This is a genomic window from Dyadobacter sp., from assembly GCF_017744695.1.
In the GTDB taxonomy this organism is placed as follows: domain Bacteria; phylum Bacteroidota; class Bacteroidia; order Cytophagales; family Spirosomataceae; genus Dyadobacter.
On the sequence record NZ_JAGIAS010000003.1, the window covers coordinates 664,707 to 685,597 of the forward strand.

Below are 20,891 nucleotides of genomic sequence, written 5' to 3' on the forward strand. Positions count from 1 at the left end.
ATTTTTCAGATTAAGTGATGAACGGTGGAATAATAAGGTCGACCGGCAAAGCTCGGACCCTACTCGCGGATTGTGGTTTTATTCAAATGTCTCTCGATCAGAAAATTCAGGATCAGACTCAGCCCTCCGAAGAGAAAGACCATTGCCAGATAGGCCACGCCTTTGCCGAAATCGTACGTATTGTCCAGCCAGTTACCCAGCAGAATACCCAACGCAATGCCGACGAAAAGCATCCCGAATTTGAGTGTAGGATAAAAAACGTTGTTTTTGTCTGTAAAAATCGATGCATCGGCCCCTTTCTCGATCAGGGCTATACGTTCGCGATGACGCGTCATCAGGAATACGTAGACGATCCCGAAAATACCCAGAAAAGCTGCCACTGTTATAATTACACCGCTCATGGCTAAAAGATGATTAAATTTCGAATGTTACCCATTGGACGGAGCCCAGGTATCTACGGTTACAGTTTTTTCAATTTTTTTTCGCAAAAATAATTGACCAAAAGTTGTAACCGGCACGCTGTCCGCGCGGTCATATGGGCACGCGAGCCATGAAATGCATGAAAAACCAGGACGACCGGATCCATATTGAAAACGTAAAGCAGGGTAACCTGGCCTCCTATACTTATCTGGTCGACAAGTATAAGAACATGGCATTTACCATTGCGAAGAAAATCCTGCCCAACGCCCAGGATGCGGAGGACGTGGCGCAGGAAAGTTTTGTGAAGGCGTACATGCAAATCGGAAGCTTTGAAGGTAAATCCAAATTTTCCACCTGGCTTTACACAATCGTTTATCGAACGGCAGTCTCGAAATTGCAACAACCACGACTTGCACTGCAAAGCATCGACGACGAATTCGAAGAAAACTACCATTATGTATACAGTCCCCCACCCTTCGAAGCATTGCAGGCACGCGAGCGCGAGCAGTTTGTGAAAGATGCCATCAACCGATTGCCGAAGATCGAAGCCCTGGTGATCACATTGTACTATTTGAACGACAGCTCGATTGAAGAGATCGAGCAGATAACCGGATTGACGAATAGCAATGTAAAGATCAAACTGTTCAGGGCCCGGAAGGTTTTGGGCAAAGAATTGCAGTTTTTGTTATAATGCAGGAATTATGGAGCAGCAAGACGACAAACAGGAAGCACATTTCAAAAAACTGATCGGCGGAATTAGTACCGACGCTCCCTCGGACGCATTTACGCGCGCGGTAATGCAGCGTGTGCACGAAGAGGCTACATTCCGTACTCTGGTACAAAACAATGTGATAGAAGCCCCCTCACAAGCGTTCAGTAGCGGAATTATCGCGCAAATCCAGGCCAGCAGTACCGCTGTCTCCGCCAAACCAGTGATTTCCAGGAATGTATGGTACTGGCTCGCTGCTGCATGGGCAGCGCTGATCGTCGCCGCTTTCTTCGTGCCAGGTAATGAACAATCTGCACTTTGGGGCAAGTTGAACGGCGTGATCGTATCCAATCAGGTTTTCATTCAGAAGTTTTTAGTTATTCCACAGCCTGTTATTCTTACGATTATCGGATTGTCCGGCCTTATGCTGCTGGATTATTTCCTTCGGGACAAATGGATGCTGCTCAACAAAATGGCCAGGTCCTGAGACCTGGCCGTTCATTCATGGCTATCTTTTCGATCGGTTATCCTCTGCGGTTGTAACGGTTATCAAAACGGTGTTGATAAGCGAACAAACGTTGGCGTTGTGCGGGCGTCAGCACGGCCAGGATCTCTTTCTGCTTCTCTTCTTCCAGTCTCTTCATGCCCTGGTAGGTATGGTAACGCTGGTTCTTGCCGGTCAGGCGATCATATTTGTTTTCGATCTTTTTGATCTGGTTTTCCTGCTTGCGGCTCAGCTTTACGATCTCGTCCAGCTTATTGATTTTAAACTCCTCGGCAGCATTGTCGGCGCGGGCGTCGATCACCGCTGGGGTAGGTCTGTTATATCGCTGAGCGAAGGTATTTCCAGCAGTAAAAGTAACGATGGCAGCGATGGCAAAAATGATCTTTTTCATGGTTTCCAGTATTTAAATTGTTTGTTTATGTCTTTTAGAGGCACATTTCCCTCCTAAGTTTAACGCACTGGAAACGCAATCTGCGAAATGTCACTGATAGTAGATGATAGCCCGTTTTCGATCGACGAATGGGGCTTGGGTCAATACCTCATTCGCTCCGCAGCGACTTAACCGGATTCATCAGTGCCGCTTTGATTGCCTGGAAGCTAACCGTGAGCAATGTGATCGCAACTGCCAGCAATGCCGCTACCACGAACACGACCCAGCTCAGTTGAATATGGTATTCGTATTTATCCAGCCAGTCGTGCAGAAAATACAGCGCGATGGGCGAAGCGATGATGCAGGAGATGATCACCAGGTATACAAACTCTTTGGAAAGCATAGCCCACATTTGCGCCACACTCGCTCCCAACGCCTTGCGTATACCAATTTCCTTCGTGCGTTGCTCGGCGGTATACGCTGCCAATCCGAATAGCCCGAGACAGGAAATAAACACGGCCAACACCGCAAACACCCGGGCAAGCTTTCCTATCCGTTCTTCGGCCCTGAATTTGGCGTCATACTCCTCGTCGGCAAACTTGAATTCAAACGGCGAATCGGGATCGTGCTTGCGGAAAACGGCTTCCACCTTCTTCAAAGCTTTATCCACCGGCGCTCCCGGTGTAAGTTTGACGTTGATCAGGTTGGCCCATTCGTAGTTGAGCATAAAAATCGTCGGTACCGCCGGCTCGTAGGGCGATTGCATCACCATATCTTTGATCACGCCTACTACATGGTGCGGCTTGCTATTGTAACGGATTGTTTTGCCTATGATGTTTTTGAGCCCGGTGAGCTTGACGGCCGATTCATTGAGGATGAATCCGACGCTGTCGGTAGAGAAATCCCGGGAAAAATCGCGGCCATCGATGATCTTCCAGCCGATCGTCTTGCCAAAATCGTGGGTACAGGCGATCGTACCGAACAATGGTACAGAACCCTGCTCTAATCCTTCCCATTCGAACCCGATCTGGTTGGAATAAATACCGGTAGTAGGGCTCGACGACTCGCTCATTTCGTACACGCTGCCCGTTTTCAGGAGATCGTTACGCAACGGATCATATTTACCCCACAAATTGGGAGAAATATTGATCTGCAAAAGCCCCTGGCGATCGTAGCCAACCGGCCTGTCTTTCGCGTGCTGGATCTGCTGGAACACGATGATCGTACCGATAATGAGTGTGATAGACACCGTAAACTGCAATACGACCATCACTTTGCGTGGCACGGCCGAATACTTTCCAACCTTGAATGTACCCTTCAAAACCGATAGCGGGTTGAATGAAGACAAGTAGAAAGCCGGGTAGCTTCCCGCAACCAGCCCGGTAAACAGCGCGAACAAGATCAGCAAGAGCCAGAACTGCCAGTAGAAGAACGGGAATTTTACGTGCTTGCCTGCTAGGTCGTTGAAGGCCGGCAGCGAAATCAGTACGATTAGGATCGCAAGTACCAGCGCGAACATGACGACCAGGAACGATTCACTCAGAAACTGGAATACCAATTGGCTTTTCAGCGAACCGATTGATTTGCGGATACCTACCTCCTTGGCCCGTTTCTCCGACCGCGCCGTACTCAGGTTCATAAAGTTGATGCAAGCCAGCAGCAATACAAATGCGCCGATAATACCGAATAGCCAAACAAACTGAATGCGTCCTCCAACATTCTGGCCGTCCTTAAAGTCGGAGTACAAGTGCCAGCGGCTCATCGGATGGAGCATGTACTGGGGTTTGTCGGTTTTCGAGAATGCGTGGGGCATTTCCACGTCCCGGATTTTGCGCGAAACCGTTGCGATATCGGCGCGATCGGCAACCTGCGCAAACCATTGGAAAGAGTGGTTACCCCATTGCGTCTGGGACTCCTTCACCCAGCCTTCGGCTTGCAGGTAATCGTTCCAGGGCAGGATCAGGTACAGCTCATTGAAACTCGAATTGAAAGGGATATCCTCATAAACACCCGTTACTTTCACATCCTTCTTGATATCGAGTTTGAGTGGTTTATTCAAAGGATCGGCATTCCCGAAAAGTGCTTTCGCCAGCGATTCACAGATCACCACCGACCCCGGGTTTTTCAAGGCTTCATAGTCACCCCGGATCATTTTAAGGCCCAGCATTTGCGGAAACGATGGCTGTGCCCACATCCCCGTTTTATTGATCTTCTTATCGCCATTGGCCAGCAAATGCCCGAAGTTCCAGGAAGCCAGCGCAGTATATTTAAAATCTGCCGGGTATTTGGTCGCCATCTCAGTGACCGAAGGAATTGAAACCGCCGTACCGGTCCCGGTTTGGCCATTGAAAGTCTGGCTGATCCACGCCTGCACCACGCGGTCGTAGTTTTTGTGGTATTTGTTAAAGGACAGTTCATCCCAAACCCACAGCCCGATCAGCATTGTAACCGCGATTCCCACCGCCAGTCCGATGATGTTGATCAGGGAATAAACTTTGTTTTTAAGAAGGTTACGGAGTGCGATTAACAGATAATTCTTGACCATGGCCAGTTCAGATGTAGTGAGAGTTTAGAACGCATTTCGCGAAAGATGTTAAAACCAATGCGCTGGTTGCATCTGTAACCCCGTGATTATTCACTTCTTAATGCCTTCACCGGGTTCGTCATCGCAGCTTTGACACTCTGAAAGCTGATCGTTACCAGCGCAATCAGCACCGCTGCAAAACCTGCCAGCGCAAAAAGCCACCAGCTGATACTCACTTTATAGCTAAAATCCTGCAACCATTCATTCATAAAATACCAGGCAATTGGCGACGCAATCACCAGCGCAATGACTACCAGCTTGATGAAATCGATTGAAAACAACCCGAAAATGTTCATCGCCGACGCGCCGATGGCTTTACGAATACCCATTTCCTTCGTACGCGATTCGGCCATGAATGCTACGACGCCATACAAACCGAGGCACCCGATGAAAATCGCGATAAAACTCAGGATCTTGAAGAGCGAAAAGAACTTGGCTTCCTTCTCATAGAAACTGTCGAGCGTTTGATCGTAGAAGGTGTATTTAAACAAATAATCCGGGAAAGCCGTCGTCCAGAGCTTTTCGATGCGGGTGATCTGTTCGAGCCCGGCATTTTTGTCCAGTTTTACATTTAATGTCTGATAGTTGTTGCGCATGGTGGTCATCACGCACGGGATAATCTCCTGATGAAGCGTGTAGGTATTGAAATTTTTCACAACACCTACCACCGGCAGCTTAGAACTACCTCCGCCAATAGTCAGCCGTTTACCGATAATGCCTTCGGGATTTTTGAAGCCAAGCTTCCTGGCAAATGCTTCGTTGACGACATATTCGCGGATGGTATCCGCAGGCAAATACATTCTCCCGGCGGCCATTTTCAGCCCGTAAGTACTAAAATATGCCGTGTCGGCCGGACGCATGACGACGCTGAAATCCAGGTCCTCCGCGTCGTTTTCATACCTGAATCCGGTTTGCCAGTTGCTTCTCGACATCGGTGTAAATGCACTGTAAGCAACGGATTTCACACCAGCTATCACCCGGACTTCGTCCCGCAATGCTTCCAGCTTGCCTTCCGGCTGATCGGGAATGGCGATCGTCACGATCTCATCCTTTTCAAAACCGAGGTCGAGCGTACTGAAATACCTCATCTGGCTATAAGCGATCAACGTTCCGATCAGGATCACCTGCGAAATTGAGAATTGGAGCACGATAAGGCCTTTGCGCAGATTGGATTGGCCGCTGCCGGCCGTGCGCATTTTTCCCTTCAATGCAAGAATAGGCTGATACCCCGAAACAACCAATGCAGGATAGAAACCGGCGAGAAAAGTGGTCACGATCGTCAGGATCACGCAGCAAAGCAGAATGGACGGGTCCTGAAAAAATACAACGTCCCGTGTCTGGATGTTAAGAATATCGGCGATGTAAGGCAGCAGCAACTGTGCCGAAACCAATGCCAGGATCACCGAAAACACGGTTATTATCCCGGTTTCCGAAAAATACTGCCGCAGCAATTGCCCGCGGGTACTGCCCAGCACTTTCCGCACGCCTACCTCGCGTGAGCGGCGCAACGCCTGCGCGGTAGCGAGGTTCACGAAATTCACGCAGGCGGTAATCAGGATAAAAACCCCAACCAGCGCCATGGCCCAGATCATCCCCTTACTGATCGAACGGCTGGTATAGTTGCCCGTTTTTGTGGCAAAATGAATATCCTTGAGCGGCTGCAAGACGAATTTCACCCGCTTATCCTCCTTTGGCTCTCGGTATTTTTTATTGAATGCCAATAGCTGTTTTTCGAACTGCGCTTCGCTTACATTTTCGGGCAACATCAGGTACACCTGCCCGCCTCCATAGGTCGAAACCCAGTCGTCCCAGTTTGTAAATGCGCCGAATTCCTTCAATGACGCAAAGGAAAGCATGATCGTAAATGGCAGGTTGGTGGTAGCCGGGGGGGCGGCTACGATGCCCGTCACCACGAAATCCATCTGGTTTCTTACGCGGATACTCTTTCCTATCGGGTCGGCTTTCCCGAAAAACCGCAAAGCCTGACTTTCGGTCAGAACAACAGAGCCTGGATTTTTGAGTGCCTGAGAAGGCGAGCCTTTCAGCCATTTATAATCGAACATGCCGAAATATTCCGGTCCGATGAATGCCACATTATATCCCGGATCCGAAAACTTCTTTTTCTCCGATCCCTGAGTAACCGTGATCAACGTCTCGCGCAGACCATAGGTACAGGTAACCTGATTGCGAATCTCCGGATAGTCATTGCGCAACGCGGCCAGGGCCGGAAGCTGGATCCCTGCATTAAAGCCCTTTTCCCCATCCTCCAAACTGTGGTTCAGCAAGCGATAAAGGCGATCTGCATTCTTATGATGGCTATCAAAACTCAGCTCGTACCGCACCGTAAAAAAGATAAGCAAACAACAAGCCAGGCTCAAAGTAAGACCGGTAATGTTGATCAGCGTAAAATTCCAGTTGCGGCGAAGGTTTCTGAATGAGGTCGTTAGATAGTTTTTGATCATGGCACCTTATTTTCTATTTTTGAATACAATCAAAATGATATCGCTATGTTGACATCCACTGGCGGAGTTTATGAAAATGGGAAAATAACATTGGATGAAATCCCCGCGATAAAAAAGAGATCAAAGATTGTCGTCACGTTCCTGGAAGAAATGGAAGAACCGATTCAACCCAAACGTCGCCTGGGCAGCTTGAAAGGGAAGATCGGTACTCCCGATGACTTTAATGCTCCATTGGACGATCTAAACGACTATATGCTTTGATGAAATACCTGCTGGACACCCAAATCGCAATTTGGTCACTAGAAGACCATCCAAATCTTACGACTCCCACACGTACAATCCTTGAAAATTCGAATAATACACTACTTGTCAGTCCAATAAGTCTGATCGAAATATCGATTAAGTTTAAACTTGGTAAACTTCCCGACTTTGTGTTGAGCGTCGAGGAAGTCACCAGGCAGCGTCTAAACGACGGCTTCGAATTCCTCCCAGTCGAACTCGGTCAAATTTATCCTATCAGTCTATCCCGCTTTACGAAGATCACCGGGACCCGTTCGACCGGATGCTGCTGGCTATCGCATTGTATGAACAAATCCCAATCATTTCTTCGGATGAAAAATTCGAACGGTACAAATCACTCGTTCCGGTACTCTTAAACTAACCTCTTATTCGCTCCGCAGAGATTTTACCGGGTTCATCAGCGCGGCTTTGATGCTTTGGAAACTGACGGTAGCCACTGCCACAAGCACTGCGGCCAGGCCAACGGCCACGAATACCAGCGGACTGATTTCGATGCGATACGGATAGTTATCCAGCCATAGCTGCATGAAGTACCAGGCTGCCGGCGTGGCAATCAGGATGGCGATCAGTACCAGTTTTACAAAGTCTTTGGATAACACGAACACGAGGCTCGCAATGCTCGCGCCAAGCACCTTGCGAACGCCGATTTCTTTTGTACGCTGTTCCATGACGATCAATGCAACCGCAAACAGCCCGAGACAAGACAATATCACCGCAACCGCAGACGCAAGACTGAAAATCTGCGAAAGTCGTTCTTCCTCCTTGTACCAGTTGTTGGTATTTTCATCCAGAAACGATCCGATAAACTCCGATTCCGGCGTAATCTCTTTCCAGATGTTTTTGAGCTTCTCCATCGACGACGCCAGACCTTGCGGCGTCACACGCACAAAAATATAGCCGATGCCGTCCGTATGGGAGAGGTACATCGTGATGGGCTTTTTGTCGGTTTTGGATGAATACAAATTAAAATCAGGGACTACACCGATAATCTGATGTTTGACGCCGGCCGTATCGGTCTGGAAGAATTTGCCGACAGGATCCTTTTCACCGATAGCCTTGGCCATACTTTCGGTAATGATAACCCTGCCCATCGAATCAGTCGGATAGGCGGGATTGAACTCCCGTCCGTCGATCAGTTTGATATTGAGCGTTTTGAGGTAATCATAACTAATATGCAGCCAGTCGGTTTCTACTTCGCGTTCTTTGAATGTAAAGCCGATGGAACTGCGGGAAGTGCTACGGTCGAGGCCCGTTCCGAGGTTCACACCCGAACCGGTAATCCCGACGATATTGGGATCATTGGCGAGGCGGTTACGCATTCTGCGCAGCGCAGTCTGCCCATTGACCTTATTCCCTACCGGAATACTGATTACCTCTTCCTTTTGAAAACCCAGCGGTTGTTTCCGAAGGTGGTCGACCTGCTGCACCGCGATGACTGTGCAGCAAATCAGCAGGCTGGAAAGCGCAAACTGCGCGACGATCAATGAATTGCGCAGTATACCCGGTTTTTTGAGCGATACTTTTCCTTTTAAAACCTCGACCGCATTGAATTTCGACATTTGCAAGGCCGGGTAACCACCTGCAATGAGGGTAACAAACAAAAATAGCCCGATCAGCATGGCGATTTTGTCGGGTTCGAAAATGTATCCCAGAGTCAGCTTGGATCTGAACGTTGCATTAAACAACGGCAAAAGCAATATGGCGAGCACCACACCCATCAGGAAGCCCAGAAAGCATACAACTCCCGCTTCACCCCAGATTTGGAAGAAAAGTTGCTGTTTCAATGCACCCAATGACTTACGTACACCCACCTCACGTGCGCGGATAAACGACCGCGCGACGTTCAGATTGATGAAATTAATGCAGGCGATCAGCAAAATGAAAATACCGATACCCATTAGTGCATATATCAGCGATCCTTCCTTACCACCGGAAATTTCCCGGTTAAAGTGAATATCTTCCAGTTTTTGAAGGCGTAGCGCGTACAAATCCCCCCGCTCGTCTGGCTTGGCGCCTTTCTTTTTAAGCTTTGTGATCGTTTCAGCGAAGTATTTAGCCGTGAAAGGTTTCAGCTTCTTTTCAAATGCCAGCTTATCGACTCCCGGTTTGAGTTTCAGGAAAATATTGTGGGAAAATGCATCCCATTGATCCTTCTGATGCTGATAGTCACCCACATTCTCGCTGCGTATAAACGCGTCGAATTGCAATGAAGAATTCTCCGGAAAATCCGCCAGCACCCCACTTACGACGTACTCCTTCTTGTTGCCCTCCAATCCCACCTGAATGTGTTTGCCCATCGGGTTTTCCACGCCGAAAACAGCCTTGGCCATGTGCTCCGTTATAACAATGTTACTCAGGTCGCTTAAAGCGGTTTCCGCGCTGCCCTGCAAAAAGGGGAATGAGAATATTTTGAAAAAATCAGGCTCGGTAAACTTGATGTTCTTGTCCAGGTACTTCCCCTTGTATTCCACCACATCCGAACCATTCACTACCCTTGCGACGGCCTCGATATCGGGAAATTCGTCCTTCAATGCCGGCGTGATCGGAAAAGGCATCGATGCCGTACGATCCACGTGCTCGGGGTCATTGGAAAAGAAATAAGGCTCGAAAATCCTGTCTTTGTCCGCGTGGAAGTCATCGTATGATAAGGCGAAATAGGCCGTCAGGAACAGAAAGACGCTTACGCAGAAAGCCACAGACAGGCCCACGATATTGATGAAAGCATAACCCTTGCTCTTCCAAAGGTTACGCAACGCGATTTTGATATAGTTTTTGAACATAAGAATATGTTTTTGGGGAGGAAAGAAGGAAGAGAGGAAGGAGGAAGAGACTGAAAAAACGCCCTTTCCTCCATCCTCCCTTTTCTCCCTTACTCCATCTTCAACGATTTAACCGGATTCGTTACGGCCGCTTTAATGGCCTGGGTACTCACCGTAAGCAATGCGATGACTACCGCCAACGCTCCTGCCCCGGCAAACATCCACCATTGCAGGCTGATTTTGTAGGCAAAATCGCTCAGCCAGCGGTTCATAAGATACCAGGTTAGCGGAGTGGCTATCACAATGGAGATGACCACCAATTTCACAAAATCGCCTGATAATAGTCCTACAATATTCGTCACCGAAGCACCCAATACTTTTCGCACGCCAATTTCCTTGATTCGCTGCTGGGCTGCGAATGCGGCCAAACCGAACAGTCCAAGACAGGAAATCAGGATTGAAATGATGGTGAAGGCATTGACCAGCCTGGAAGTGCGGGCATCGGCCGCGTAATTTTTCTGAAAGTCCTCGTCGAGGAATGTATAGGCAAAAGGCTCGTCGGGCACGAGAGACTTCCATTTGCTTTCTATAAATGGCAATGCAGCAGCCGCATCTTTGCCTGCGATATGGGCGATCAGGTAGTTATAACTCGGGTCCATATTCAGGAAGAAGGCGTAGGGCTCGATAACCTTGTGCAAATCCTGAAAATGAAAATCTTTCACTACGCCAACCACCTCGACCGAGCCGGGGGTATCTCCGCCGTTGTTAAACAGGAATTTCTGCCCTACCGCTTTGTTCAACGGGACATTGAATTTGCGAAGCGTAGCCTCGTTGACCACTATTTTGTAATTCGTATCTGCTGGAAATTCTTTTGAAAACATACGGCCCACCACCGGTTTGAAACCCATGGTTTCCATAAAATCCGGGGCTACCCAGTTAGTTTTGATCAGATTATCTTCATTGACTGTCTGCCCGGGCAGATAAACCGACATATCGCTGGGATTGAGAATACCCGGATAATAGGCTGTTCCGGAAGCAGCCGTAAGCCTGCTATCCTGCAAAAGTTCATTTTTCAATGCCGTATAGGCCTGTCTGGCCTCCTGGCTCCGGAATGGGATCACAATTTGCTGATCTTTGTTGAAACCCAGCGGCTGATCCTCCATAAACCGGATCTGTCCCTGAATGACGATGGTAGCCACTACCAATCCGATTGAAATCACAAACTGGAATACCACCAGCCCGCGCCGCAGCGTCGTAGCCGATACTGAATTCACAAACCGGCCCTTAATCACATCCAGCGGATTAAATACCGACAAATAGAACGCCGGATAACTCCCTGCCAGCAAACCCGTGATCAATGCGAGAAGTACAAACCCGCCCACAATTTTCGGTTGCAGGAGCTCCTGCACGTCGAGCGATTTGTCGGCAAGCTGGTTGAAGAATGGCAGCAGCATGACCACCAACGCCATGGCAATCACCAACCCTAAAAACGTCAGCACCATGGATTCACCCAGGAACTGCCCGACCAGGCTGCTCTTGTTCGCGCCCATTACCTTACGCATGCCCACCTCAGCCGCCCGTTTCGCAGAACGCGCCGTGGCGAGGTTCATGAAATTGATGCAGGCGATCAGCAACGTAAACACGGCGATACATGCCAGAACATAAAGGTAGGTTGAACTTGTGGTGGAAGATACGATGCGGTCGATCTGACTGAAAAGGTGTATGTCACGGACAGGGAGCAACGCCAGTTTTTTATCGTATCCCGCGATTTTGAGGTCTTTCCGCGCATATTTCTCGATGAATGCAGGTAATTTCGCTTCAAATGCCGCTCCATCGGTACCTGGCCGGAGGCGCAGGTAATGGTAAAACATGTTGTTGTTTGTGAAATTGAGATCGGGCTGCCGCAGATAATCGCCTATCCAGCCTACTTTGAATGACACGAAATAATGCGCATCTATATGGGAGCGGGCGCTTTCGTCACGAAATACGCCGGTTACTTTGAAATTTTCATTGTGCCCGGTTTTACCACCCACTTTCACCGTGCGGTTCAAAGCGGGCTGGTTACCGAAAAGCTTTTGAGCAAGGGCATCGGAAAGTACAATCGAATGCGGATCAACCAGCGCCGTATGCTGATCTCCTTCTAAAAATTGGTAGGTAAAAACATCAAAAAACGTCGAATCGACGTGTGTCCCTTTTGTTTCGTAGAATGAGAGCGGGCCCTTTCCCGGCTGCTCTACCGTCAGCAATGCTTTGTCTTCCAGGAAATTCTGCCAAAGACGCGTCACTTGCACCACTTCCGGATATTCGGCTTTCAGTGCATGCGCATAAGGCGCCGGCGCACGTGGGTTGTCCATTTTCTCCCCGTTCGGCTGCACATTCTCGGAGCGAACCAGGTACAGATCATTGACATGCTCCTGATGCTTATCGAACGAGATCTCGCTCCGAATATAAAGCAGCAGGAGCATGCAACAAGTCATCCCGACCGACAGGCCGAAGACATTGATAATGGAGAACGTCTTGTTTTTCAAGACGTTCCTCCAAGCAATTTTCAGATAGTTTTGGATCATGGCTAGGTCATTGGATTGCATTCCGGTTGTTTTGGAGTGAAGAATTGTGCCAGCCATACACACCCAATATAACGATCTAAAAATCAATTAATTACAGCACATATTAAACAACAAGGGTGTCCGAAAGTGGACACCCTTGTTCGATATTGTCAAACAAAATTAATTCAGCGGTAAAAGCCTGATCTTCGATTTCTGATCAAACAGCGTTATCAGACATCCTGAATCCAAAAAGCCTGCGTAGTCGTGAAAACATTTCAGCACGTTCGGGCCGATTGCCTCAGGGAGTAAATTTTGACTGCATATCTGAAATACACTAGGCGCCCTGGCATACGTTGCAGCAAGAATAGCGCCAAAATCAAGGTCGTGGGTGAATACAACAAAGCCATTTTGTTTAGCATATTCGAAAATTACTTTGTCAGGATCAGTAGCCTTACCGATTTCAGACCAATGTTTCGACACAATTGCATTTTCAGCAAAGTACAGCACCCAAATGGGCGACAGATTCATGTCGATCAATATCTTCATGCAGCCTGGAAAGGGAGTTCGATTTCATCAGCACGCCAGGCAGCATACGCCAGTGCTTCGCTGATATCATCTGCCTCAAGATATGGATAGAATACCAGTACTTCATCGAAACTTCTGCCGGATGCTATAAGCCCCACAATCGTTCCAACCGTTACCCGCATTCCTCTGATGCAAGGCTTCCCTCCCATGACATTAGGATCAAAAGTGATTCTATTCAATTCCATAAGCCATTTTTCCTTAAAGTTAAGGAATATCCCCAAACCAGGGATATCCAAATCCCCTACTCACTCCGCAAACTCTTCACCGGATCGGCCAATGCGGCTTTGATCCCCTGGAACCCAACCGTCAGAACGGTGAGTAGCAGCGCAGCCAATGCAACGAGCACGAAGATGTACCACGGCAGCTGGACATGGTACTCGAAACTCGCCAGGTATTTGACAACAAAAGTGTACGCCAGAGGCAATCCTACAAGCATTGCGATCACCAGCAGGATGATGAAATCGCGCGAAAGCAGCATGGCAATCCCCTCCACACTGGCGCCGAGCACTTTTCGGATACCGATCTCCTTCGTACGCTTGCTCGCTGCAAGCGAAATGAGACCGAAAATACCCGCCAAAGCAATGATAATCGCCAGAAATGTCACGAAGTTGACCATTTTCCAGATCCCGTCGAGGTCGTTGTATTGCCGCCCGAGTTCTTCCTGCATATAGAAAAACTGGAACGGGCGTTTGGACGGTATTTTTTTCATTTCCTTTTCGAGTCCCGCTAAAACGCCCTTTGCCTGCGAAATGTCGGTAAACTTCAATGAAAGGTAACTGTTCAGGCTCGGAGGGCCATCGTACCAGTGCAGCAATGGCTCAATACGCTCCTTCAAGGGACCGTAATGAAAGTCTTTCATCACACCTACCACCGTATACACCTCTGCATTATTACCCTGACGGAGCCGTTTCCCAACAGCCGTCGTCCACCCGAAAGCCTTACGCGCGGATTCGTTGATCACCACGGGGTGCTGCTCGCCATTTCTGTCGAGCTCTTCGGAAAAATCCCTTCCTTCCACCATCCGGATATCATACGTCGCGGTGTAGTCAGTACTCGTGCCGACGTGGCGCAGCCGGATGTTTTTCCGATCCTCGCCCTCCGGCGTATACACGTTATAATTATTCCAATAACGCGTCGGGACAATACCTGAGATGGCGATACTTTCGATCTTCGAATTTTGTTTCAGGTCATTCAGGATAGGCACAAACTGCCGCACGGCTGCGTTCTCATCTTTGTATTGCAGGTCCGACGACACCACGACTACTTTTTCCCCTTTAAAACCCGTATTCGCCTGCCGCATGAAATTGATCTGCCACCGGACGGCAATCGCACCGACTACCAAAACAATGGCAATCACCAATTGCACGACGATCAGCGTCCCCTGCGTCCAGTTTCTCGATCCCGGTTTACCAGACAGTTTTCCCTTCAAAGTATCACGCAAATCAAGCTTGTTGAGGTAAGCCGCGGGAATGGTACCGGCCACGAACGCAATGACGCCAATAATCCCGATCAACGTAAGGAAAGTGGTTGAGTCCTGCTGCCAGTTTACCACCAGCTGCATTCTTCCCTGCCTGAATTCATTGAATTGAGGTACCAGGTATACTATTCCAAACACCACGGCAATCAGCAACGAAGCGGCCAGTACCAGTCCGGATTCAGTCCAGAACTGCGCCAATACCTGGCCGAGCGTCGACCCGGTAACCTTCCGCACTGCCACCTCCTTCGCACGCGTAAATGACATGGCGGTGTTCAGGTTAACCATATTGATACTGATAATCAACACAATGAATACAGCAATGGTAATTGCACCGTAAATCATCCAGCGGAAGGCGGGGTTTTCGTAGTGGATATATTCTTCCAGTGGCGCGATGTGGATTTTCCGCTTCTGGCCGTCCGCATGAAAATGCGTTTTCGCAAAAGCAGGGAATTTCGCTTCCAGCCTGGCGGCATCCGTGCCTTTCCGCAATTTGACGTAAACGGTCGCGAAGGTGTTGTACCAATCGGCATTCGATGCAAAACCCTTGTTGTCTTCCAGATTTGAAACGGGAAGCAATACTTCAAACTGAATCGAAGAATTCGCCGGAACCGGTTCGAGCACACCCGTTATCGTGAAAGTCATCGTATCCTCCACGTTTACGGTTTCACCTACCGGATTAATATCCCCAAACAATGCCTCCGCAGCCTGATCGCTCAACACAATGGATTGCTTGCGCTTCAATGCGGTTGCTGCATTACCATATTTCAATTTGAAGGAAAAAACATCAAAAAAAGTACTATCAACGTACTTCGTCCGCCTTTGCAAATCTTTGCCCTTGTAGTTCAGCCAAACGTCGTTCCAGCCCTGTACGTGTGTACCTGTTTCGATTTCGGGAAAGGTCTTGACCATCTGTCCCAGAATCGGATACACCGTCTGATTGTAGCGGCCCGAAACGTCGGCCGTTTGCACAAAGTAAATCTGGTCATTGTCCTGATGGAAGGTATCAAAAGTAATACCTCTCTGGATAAAAAGGAGCAGTACACCGGCGCTCGCTAACCCCATTGAAAGCCCCAGCACATTAATAGCCGTAAATAACCGGTTTTTCCACAACGAGCGGAACGCGATTTTGAAGTAGTTTTTTAACATGTGAAAAGGGGATAATGGAAGAAAGGAGGAAGGAGAAAAGGGAGGATGGATGAAGCGAAGATTAACATTCTCCCCTTCATCCATCCTCCCTTTTCCCTTCCTCCATTACTCCGTTCTAAGTGACTTCACCGGATTCAGCATGGCCGCGCGGATGCTCTGGTAACTTATCGTTAAAACCGCGATGGTGACCGCCAACGCCGCTGCCGAGGCAAAATAGGTCCACGACATCGGAATGCGATAAGGGAAATCCTGCAACCACAAATTCGCTCCGTAATAAGAAATCGGTAATGCAATGATGATCGAAACGATGACAAGCTTGACGAAATCCATCGAAAGCAGCGCGGTAATGCTCGCTACCGACGCGCCGAGGACCTTGCGGATCCCGATTTCTTTCACACGCGTCTCTGCATTGAAGGTCGCCAGTCCGAACAGACCGATGCACGAAACAAAAATCGACAACACTGCCGCGAGCGTGATCATCTGCTTCCATTTGGCTTCGGATTCGTAGCGTTTCAGGTTCGCCTCATCTTCGAATTTGTATTCAAAAGGCAGGTTTTTGATATGGTTTCTGAAAATTTTCTCAATAGCCCTGATTGTCGCCGGCGTATCCCTGCTATCCAATTTTGCAAAAATGGTACCGACGCGGTAGTTCGGATCCTGAGTCAATACCAACGGGGCGATGGTGTCTTTCAACGATGCATAATGGTAATCGCGGATCACCCCGATAATTTTCATCTTCTTGTTGTTCTTCCATTCGAAATTCACCTCTTGCCCAATCGGATTTTTAAGCCCCGCACGTTTCACAAATGCCTCATTGACCACAATCGCATCCTCCGGATCGGTCGAAAAGCTTTTGGAAAAATTCCGCCCCTTCAATACAGGAATCTGCAATGTGCTCAGGAAATCGTCGCTCACACCAATGTAGCCAAACCCGATCTCCTGGTTGTCTATTTTCGCAACTGTTCCATTATAACTCCCATTAAATGCAGCCACCGATGCAATACCCGAGGTCCCTTTCAACTCATTCTGAACGACTTCCATCACCTCCTTGCCCGGGCCTCCGCGGCCCAGACTGAAACTCACCAGATTTTCGTCGTTGTAACCGAGATCTTTGTTAGTCAGGTATTTGAATTGAGCGTAAATCACGATGGTGCCGATAACCAGGCAAACCGACAATGCGAACTGAAAGATCACCAGCCCTTTGGTCAGGTAATTTTTCCGGGTAAGCTTCGCGCGATTGTAAAGCGTCTGCACAGGGCTGAAACCGGACAGCACCAACGCGGGGTAGACTCCTGCAACGAGGCCCGTCATGAAAAACAATGCCACATAGCCCGACACCAGCCCGGTATCGAGCAAATACGAAAGGGCTAGCTGCTTGTTGGCCAGCTCATTGAAAACCGGCAACGCGATTTGTGTAAATGCGACAGCCAATGCAAATGCGAGAAAGGAAAGCAGAAGCGATTCACCGAGAAACTGGTACATCAGTTGTTTCCGCAAGCCGCCCACTACTTTCCGTACACCGATCTCCTTCGCGCGGTTCAGCGAGCGCGCCACCGTGAGGTTCACAAAATTGATACAGGCGATCAGCAGAATGAAAATGGCGATACCCGACAAAATGTAAGAATAGATGGGGCTGCTACCGTGATCGAGGCCGTTGCGCAGATCGCCGTTATTGCTCTGCAGGTGCATGTCCAGGAAGGGCATCAGATCGAAGGTAACATGGTTCCTGATCTCCCTCCCCTGACTTGCCTCCGCTGTTACCTTACTCTTCGAGACCTGGTTCATTTTACTCACTACCGCATGATAATCAGCCTTTTTATGCAGTAAAACGAATGTGTTCATATAAAAACCCATCCATTCGCTATCCGTCCAACCCTTTGCTTCCTGATAGGCAAAAGGCAGCACGGCATCGAACTGGATCGATGAATTCTGAGGACAACGTTTCGCCACGCCGGATACGACAAATGGTTCAAACTCGTCCCCGACTTTCAGGTGCATGGTCTGCCCCATCGCATTTTTTGTGCCAAAATACTTTTCAGCCAGGTCTTCACTCAAAACGATCGAATGAATGTCCGACAGAACCGTTTTGGAATCCCCGGAAAGCAGCGGCATGGAAAAGACCGAGAAAAACGGAGCGTCTGCAAACAGCACGTCCTCCTTCAAAACCTCGTTCCCCTTTTTAATCACAAAAGAGTTGGTCTGCGCCCGGATTATCTCTTTAATATCCGGAATATCCTGCTTGAAAGTCGGGCCGTGAATCGCATTGGTACTCCCGAATGTACGGGTTTCATGCTCGTCCTTGCTCGTGACCATCACGCGGTACAATTGGTCCCTGTTCGCCTGGAAGCGGTCAAAACTCACCTCGTCTTTCGTGTACAGGACAATAAGCATACAGCAGGTAAGGCCCAGCGACAAACCGGCAATGTTGATCACCGAGAAAACCTTGTTCCTCGTGAGATTTCGGATGGCGATTTTGAAATAGTTTTTTAACATGGCTGTCGTTAGTTTGGAGAAATAGGAGGAAAGGGCGATGGAGTAAAGGAGGAAGGATAAGACTCCCTTTCCTCCCCTTAATCCATCCTCCTTTATTCCCTTTTATTCCGATTTTAGTGATTTCACCGGATTCATCAGCGCCGCTTTGATCGCCTGGAAGCTAACTGTAAACAGCGCGATCAGCAACGCGGCTACACCGGCGACAGCGAAGTACCACCATTCCATTTCGATCCGGAAGGCGTATTTTTCAAGCCAGTTTGTCAGGAAATACCAGGCAACGGGAAATGCGATGACCGCCGCGATGCCTACCAGTTTCAGGAAATCTGCCGATAGCATTCCGACCAGGTTGGAAACGCTGGCCCCCAGCACCTTCCGCACCCCGATTTCCTTCGTTCGCTGCTCGGCGGTAAATGCAGCCAGACCGAACAATCCCAGGCACGATATAAAAATGGCCAGGAACGCAAAGTAATTGGAGAGCTTGCCAACGACCATCTCGGCTTTGTAGAGATTGCCGAATTCTTCATCGGCAAAATGGTATTTGAAAGGCGTACCGGAGTTATACCGTCGGAAAACCCTTTCCAGGCTTTCGATCGCTTGCTTCGTCTTGCCGGCTTCCGCGCGGACCATACCCACTCCCCAGGCCTCTTTTTTAGGTTGGAGACTGATGATCAAAGGCTCTATTGCCACGTGCAGCGAGCCGATGTGAAAGTCTTTCATCAACCCTATAATCTTCCCCTTTTTGCCCCACATCGTCAGTTCCTTCCCTACCGGGTCCTTGTACCCGATTTTTTTCGCGGCCGCTTCATTGACAAGGTAATTCGACGTATCCGTTCCGAACGTAGGGCTGAAATCACGGCCGTCCAACAACTTGATACCCATTGTTTCTATAAAATTGAAACCAACCGGGTTCACGTTGAACAGCAACTGCTTCGTGGTGTCCTTCCCAGGCCAGCGTACCCCCATTGTAGAACTCCCGTATGCGAGTGGGCTCGCCTGCGACCGTGCCACCGACTTGATACCCGGCTCGGCTTCAAGTGCCTGCTTGAATGCATCGAAGTTGGTATTCATGGTATTTTCAATATCAGGAATGTAAAGCAGGTTCTCCTGGCTGAAACCGAGATTTTTATGCTGAATGAAATCGATCTGCCGGTAAATGACGATCATCGAAAGGATCAGGAGGATCGACAGGCCGAATTGAAACACGACCAGTCCCTGCCGGAAATAAGTAGCATTAGGCTTGAACTTCAATGCGCCCTTCAAAATCGTCACCGGGTTCAACGACGACATAAATAATGCGGGATAACTGCCGGCAACCAGACCGGTAATCAATGTCAATGCTAAAAGCAGAAGCAGGAAAGCTGGGTCCAGAAAATCGAGGGAAAGCTGTTTTTCCGTTAATGCATTGAACCCGGGTAGCAATATCAGCACGATACCGATCGCTACCACCAGCGCAAGCAGCGTAATGAGGATCGACTCCCCCATAAACTGCCCGATCAGGCTCGTTTTATATGCACCCACTACTTTCCGCAATCCAACCTCTTTCGCACGTTTCACCGAACGGGCGGTAGCCAGGTTCATGAAGTTGATGCAGGCGATGATCAGGATAAATACCGCCACGACTGTAAACATCCGCACATAATCGATGCGCCCGCCGTTCTGCTTACCTGCTTCCCAATTCGAATAGAGGTATGATTTTCCGTAGTTGATCAGGAACAGATCGACATTGCTGTCCTTGTTTTTGGTTTTGATATAACCCTTGATTTTCGCATTAACCTTGGCGATATCCGCGTTCTTGGCCAACAACACCGCGCAGCGCGGACCGTTGTTACCCCATTCCTTCGACCACTCCGCGCCTTTCTGCCATCGGTCGTAGCTCATCATGAAATCGAATTTCATGGATGAATACCGGGGAATCTCTGCCAGCACACCGGTAACCACTACGTCGTCCTTATTATCGACACGCATTGCTTTTCCGATCGGGTCCTGGCCTTTAAAGTATTTATCGGCCAGCTTTTGGGAGATTACAATGCCGTCGGGACGCTTCAGAGCTGTACGGGCATCGCCTTGTTTGAGTTTAAACGAAAACATCGTCAGGAAATCCCCCTGCACATAGCGGCCCTTTTCATTGTCATACACATTGCCAACCTTCAAAACCGGCGATTGCTCCCAGAGCACCTGACTGGCCTTTTCGATTTCCGGAATGTCCTTCACAATATTCTCTGCGAGAATCCCGGGCGTTGCGGCAAAAGTGTTGATCTCACCCGAGTAATGCTGGTTTTCCATGACAGAATAAAGCCGGGCGTCATTCTCATGGAACCGGTCCATTTTTACCTCGTCCTGCACCCACAACATGATCAGCAAACTACAAGCCATCCCCAGCGCGAGCCCCAGGATGTTAATCGAACTGAACATCTTGTTTTTCAACAAATTTCGCCAGGCGATTTTCAGATAATTTTTAAACATACCGTTTGTTCATTGGTGGTGGAATAAATAGGATGTGCAATATGTTATTGGATATATTTGATAGTCTGTAAA

The 20,891-nt window shown here is 48.9% G+C and carries 15 protein-coding genes; 4 read left to right on the plus strand and 11 right to left on the minus strand.

Features of this window, described 5'->3' with window-relative positions:
- Nucleotides 1-59: 59 nt before the first annotated feature.
- A complete protein-coding gene (locus tag J7619_RS14790) occupies nucleotides 60-401 on the minus strand; it encodes a DUF6249 domain-containing protein (protein ID WP_291199603.1) in 342 nt (113 codons plus the stop codon).
- Nucleotides 402-559: 158 nt separating this feature from the next.
- On the opposite strand from J7619_RS14790, the gene J7619_RS14795 reads away from it, so the two are divergent.
- Complete coding sequence (locus tag J7619_RS14795; RefSeq protein ID WP_291199606.1) at nucleotides 560-1,111, plus strand: RNA polymerase sigma factor; 552 nt, start codon at nucleotides 560-562, stop codon at nucleotides 1,109-1,111.
- A 10-nt stretch (nucleotides 1,112-1,121) separates the two neighbouring features.
- The gene (locus J7619_RS14800; protein ID WP_291199609.1) at nucleotides 1,122-1,616 is read left to right on the plus strand and encodes a hypothetical protein; all 495 of its coding nucleotides are present in this window, start codon (nucleotides 1,122-1,124) and stop codon (nucleotides 1,614-1,616) included.
- 37 nt (nucleotides 1,617-1,653) lie between these two features.
- Here J7619_RS14800 and J7619_RS14805 read toward each other — a convergent pair whose 3' ends face one another.
- The 3 genes from J7619_RS14805 to J7619_RS14815 form a co-directional block, all read right to left on the minus strand.
- Nucleotides 1,654-2,025 carry a hypothetical protein gene (locus J7619_RS14805; RefSeq protein WP_291199612.1) on the minus strand — a complete coding sequence of 124 codons (372 nt, stop codon included), beginning with the start codon at nucleotides 2,023-2,025 and terminating at the stop codon, nucleotides 1,654-1,656.
- A 148-nt stretch (nucleotides 2,026-2,173) separates the two neighbouring features.
- Complete coding sequence (locus tag J7619_RS14810) at nucleotides 2,174-4,549, minus strand: ABC transporter permease (protein WP_291199615.1); 2,376 nt, start codon at nucleotides 4,547-4,549, stop codon at nucleotides 2,174-2,176.
- A gap of 86 nt (nucleotides 4,550-4,635) precedes the next feature.
- The gene (locus tag J7619_RS14815; protein WP_291199618.1) at nucleotides 4,636-7,050 is read right to left on the minus strand and encodes an ABC transporter permease; all 2,415 of its coding nucleotides are present in this window, start codon (nucleotides 7,048-7,050) and stop codon (nucleotides 4,636-4,638) included.
- Nucleotides 7,051-7,095: 45 nt separating this feature from the next.
- Between J7619_RS14815 and J7619_RS14820 the strand changes: the two genes are divergently transcribed.
- Both J7619_RS14820 and J7619_RS32250 read left to right on the plus strand, forming a co-directional pair.
- Complete coding sequence (locus J7619_RS14820; RefSeq protein ID WP_291199621.1) at nucleotides 7,096-7,311, plus strand: hypothetical protein; 216 nt, start codon at nucleotides 7,096-7,098, stop codon at nucleotides 7,309-7,311.
- 301 nt (nucleotides 7,312-7,612) lie between these two features.
- The gene (locus tag J7619_RS32250) at nucleotides 7,613-7,711 is read left to right on the plus strand and encodes a hypothetical protein (protein WP_409012729.1); all 99 of its coding nucleotides are present in this window, start codon (nucleotides 7,613-7,615) and stop codon (nucleotides 7,709-7,711) included.
- 4 nt (nucleotides 7,712-7,715) lie between these two features.
- Here the strand turns inward: J7619_RS32250 and J7619_RS14825 are convergent, their stop codons facing one another.
- From J7619_RS14825 to J7619_RS14855, 7 genes are all read right to left on the minus strand, one after another.
- The gene (locus tag J7619_RS14825; RefSeq protein WP_291199625.1) at nucleotides 7,716-10,130 is read right to left on the minus strand and encodes an ABC transporter permease; all 2,415 of its coding nucleotides are present in this window, start codon (nucleotides 10,128-10,130) and stop codon (nucleotides 7,716-7,718) included.
- A gap of 89 nt (nucleotides 10,131-10,219) precedes the next feature.
- The gene (locus J7619_RS14830) at nucleotides 10,220-12,676 is read right to left on the minus strand and encodes an ABC transporter permease (protein WP_291199628.1); all 2,457 of its coding nucleotides are present in this window, start codon (nucleotides 12,674-12,676) and stop codon (nucleotides 10,220-10,222) included.
- A 159-nt stretch (nucleotides 12,677-12,835) separates the two neighbouring features.
- The gene (locus tag J7619_RS14835) at nucleotides 12,836-13,201 is read right to left on the minus strand and encodes a DUF5615 family PIN-like protein (protein ID WP_291199631.1); all 366 of its coding nucleotides are present in this window, start codon (nucleotides 13,199-13,201) and stop codon (nucleotides 12,836-12,838) included.
- Nucleotides 13,198-13,425: a DUF433 domain-containing protein gene (locus J7619_RS14840; RefSeq protein WP_291199634.1), complete on the minus strand. Its 228-nt coding sequence runs from the start codon at nucleotides 13,423-13,425 to the stop codon at nucleotides 13,198-13,200. Before J7619_RS14840 ends, J7619_RS14835 begins: the two co-directional genes overlap by 4 nt.
- A gap of 56 nt (nucleotides 13,426-13,481) precedes the next feature.
- On the minus strand, nucleotides 13,482-15,863 hold the full coding sequence (locus J7619_RS14845) for an ABC transporter permease (RefSeq protein WP_291199637.1): 2,382 nt from the start codon (nucleotides 15,861-15,863) through the stop codon (nucleotides 13,482-13,484).
- 105 nt (nucleotides 15,864-15,968) lie between these two features.
- Complete coding sequence (locus tag J7619_RS14850; RefSeq protein ID WP_291199641.1) at nucleotides 15,969-18,356, minus strand: ABC transporter permease; 2,388 nt, start codon at nucleotides 18,354-18,356, stop codon at nucleotides 15,969-15,971.
- Between the two features lie 102 nt (nucleotides 18,357-18,458).
- Nucleotides 18,459-20,819 carry an ABC transporter permease gene (locus J7619_RS14855; RefSeq protein ID WP_291199645.1) on the minus strand — a complete coding sequence of 787 codons (2,361 nt, stop codon included), beginning with the start codon at nucleotides 20,817-20,819 and terminating at the stop codon, nucleotides 18,459-18,461.
- Between the last annotated feature and the right edge of the window lie 72 nt (nucleotides 20,820-20,891).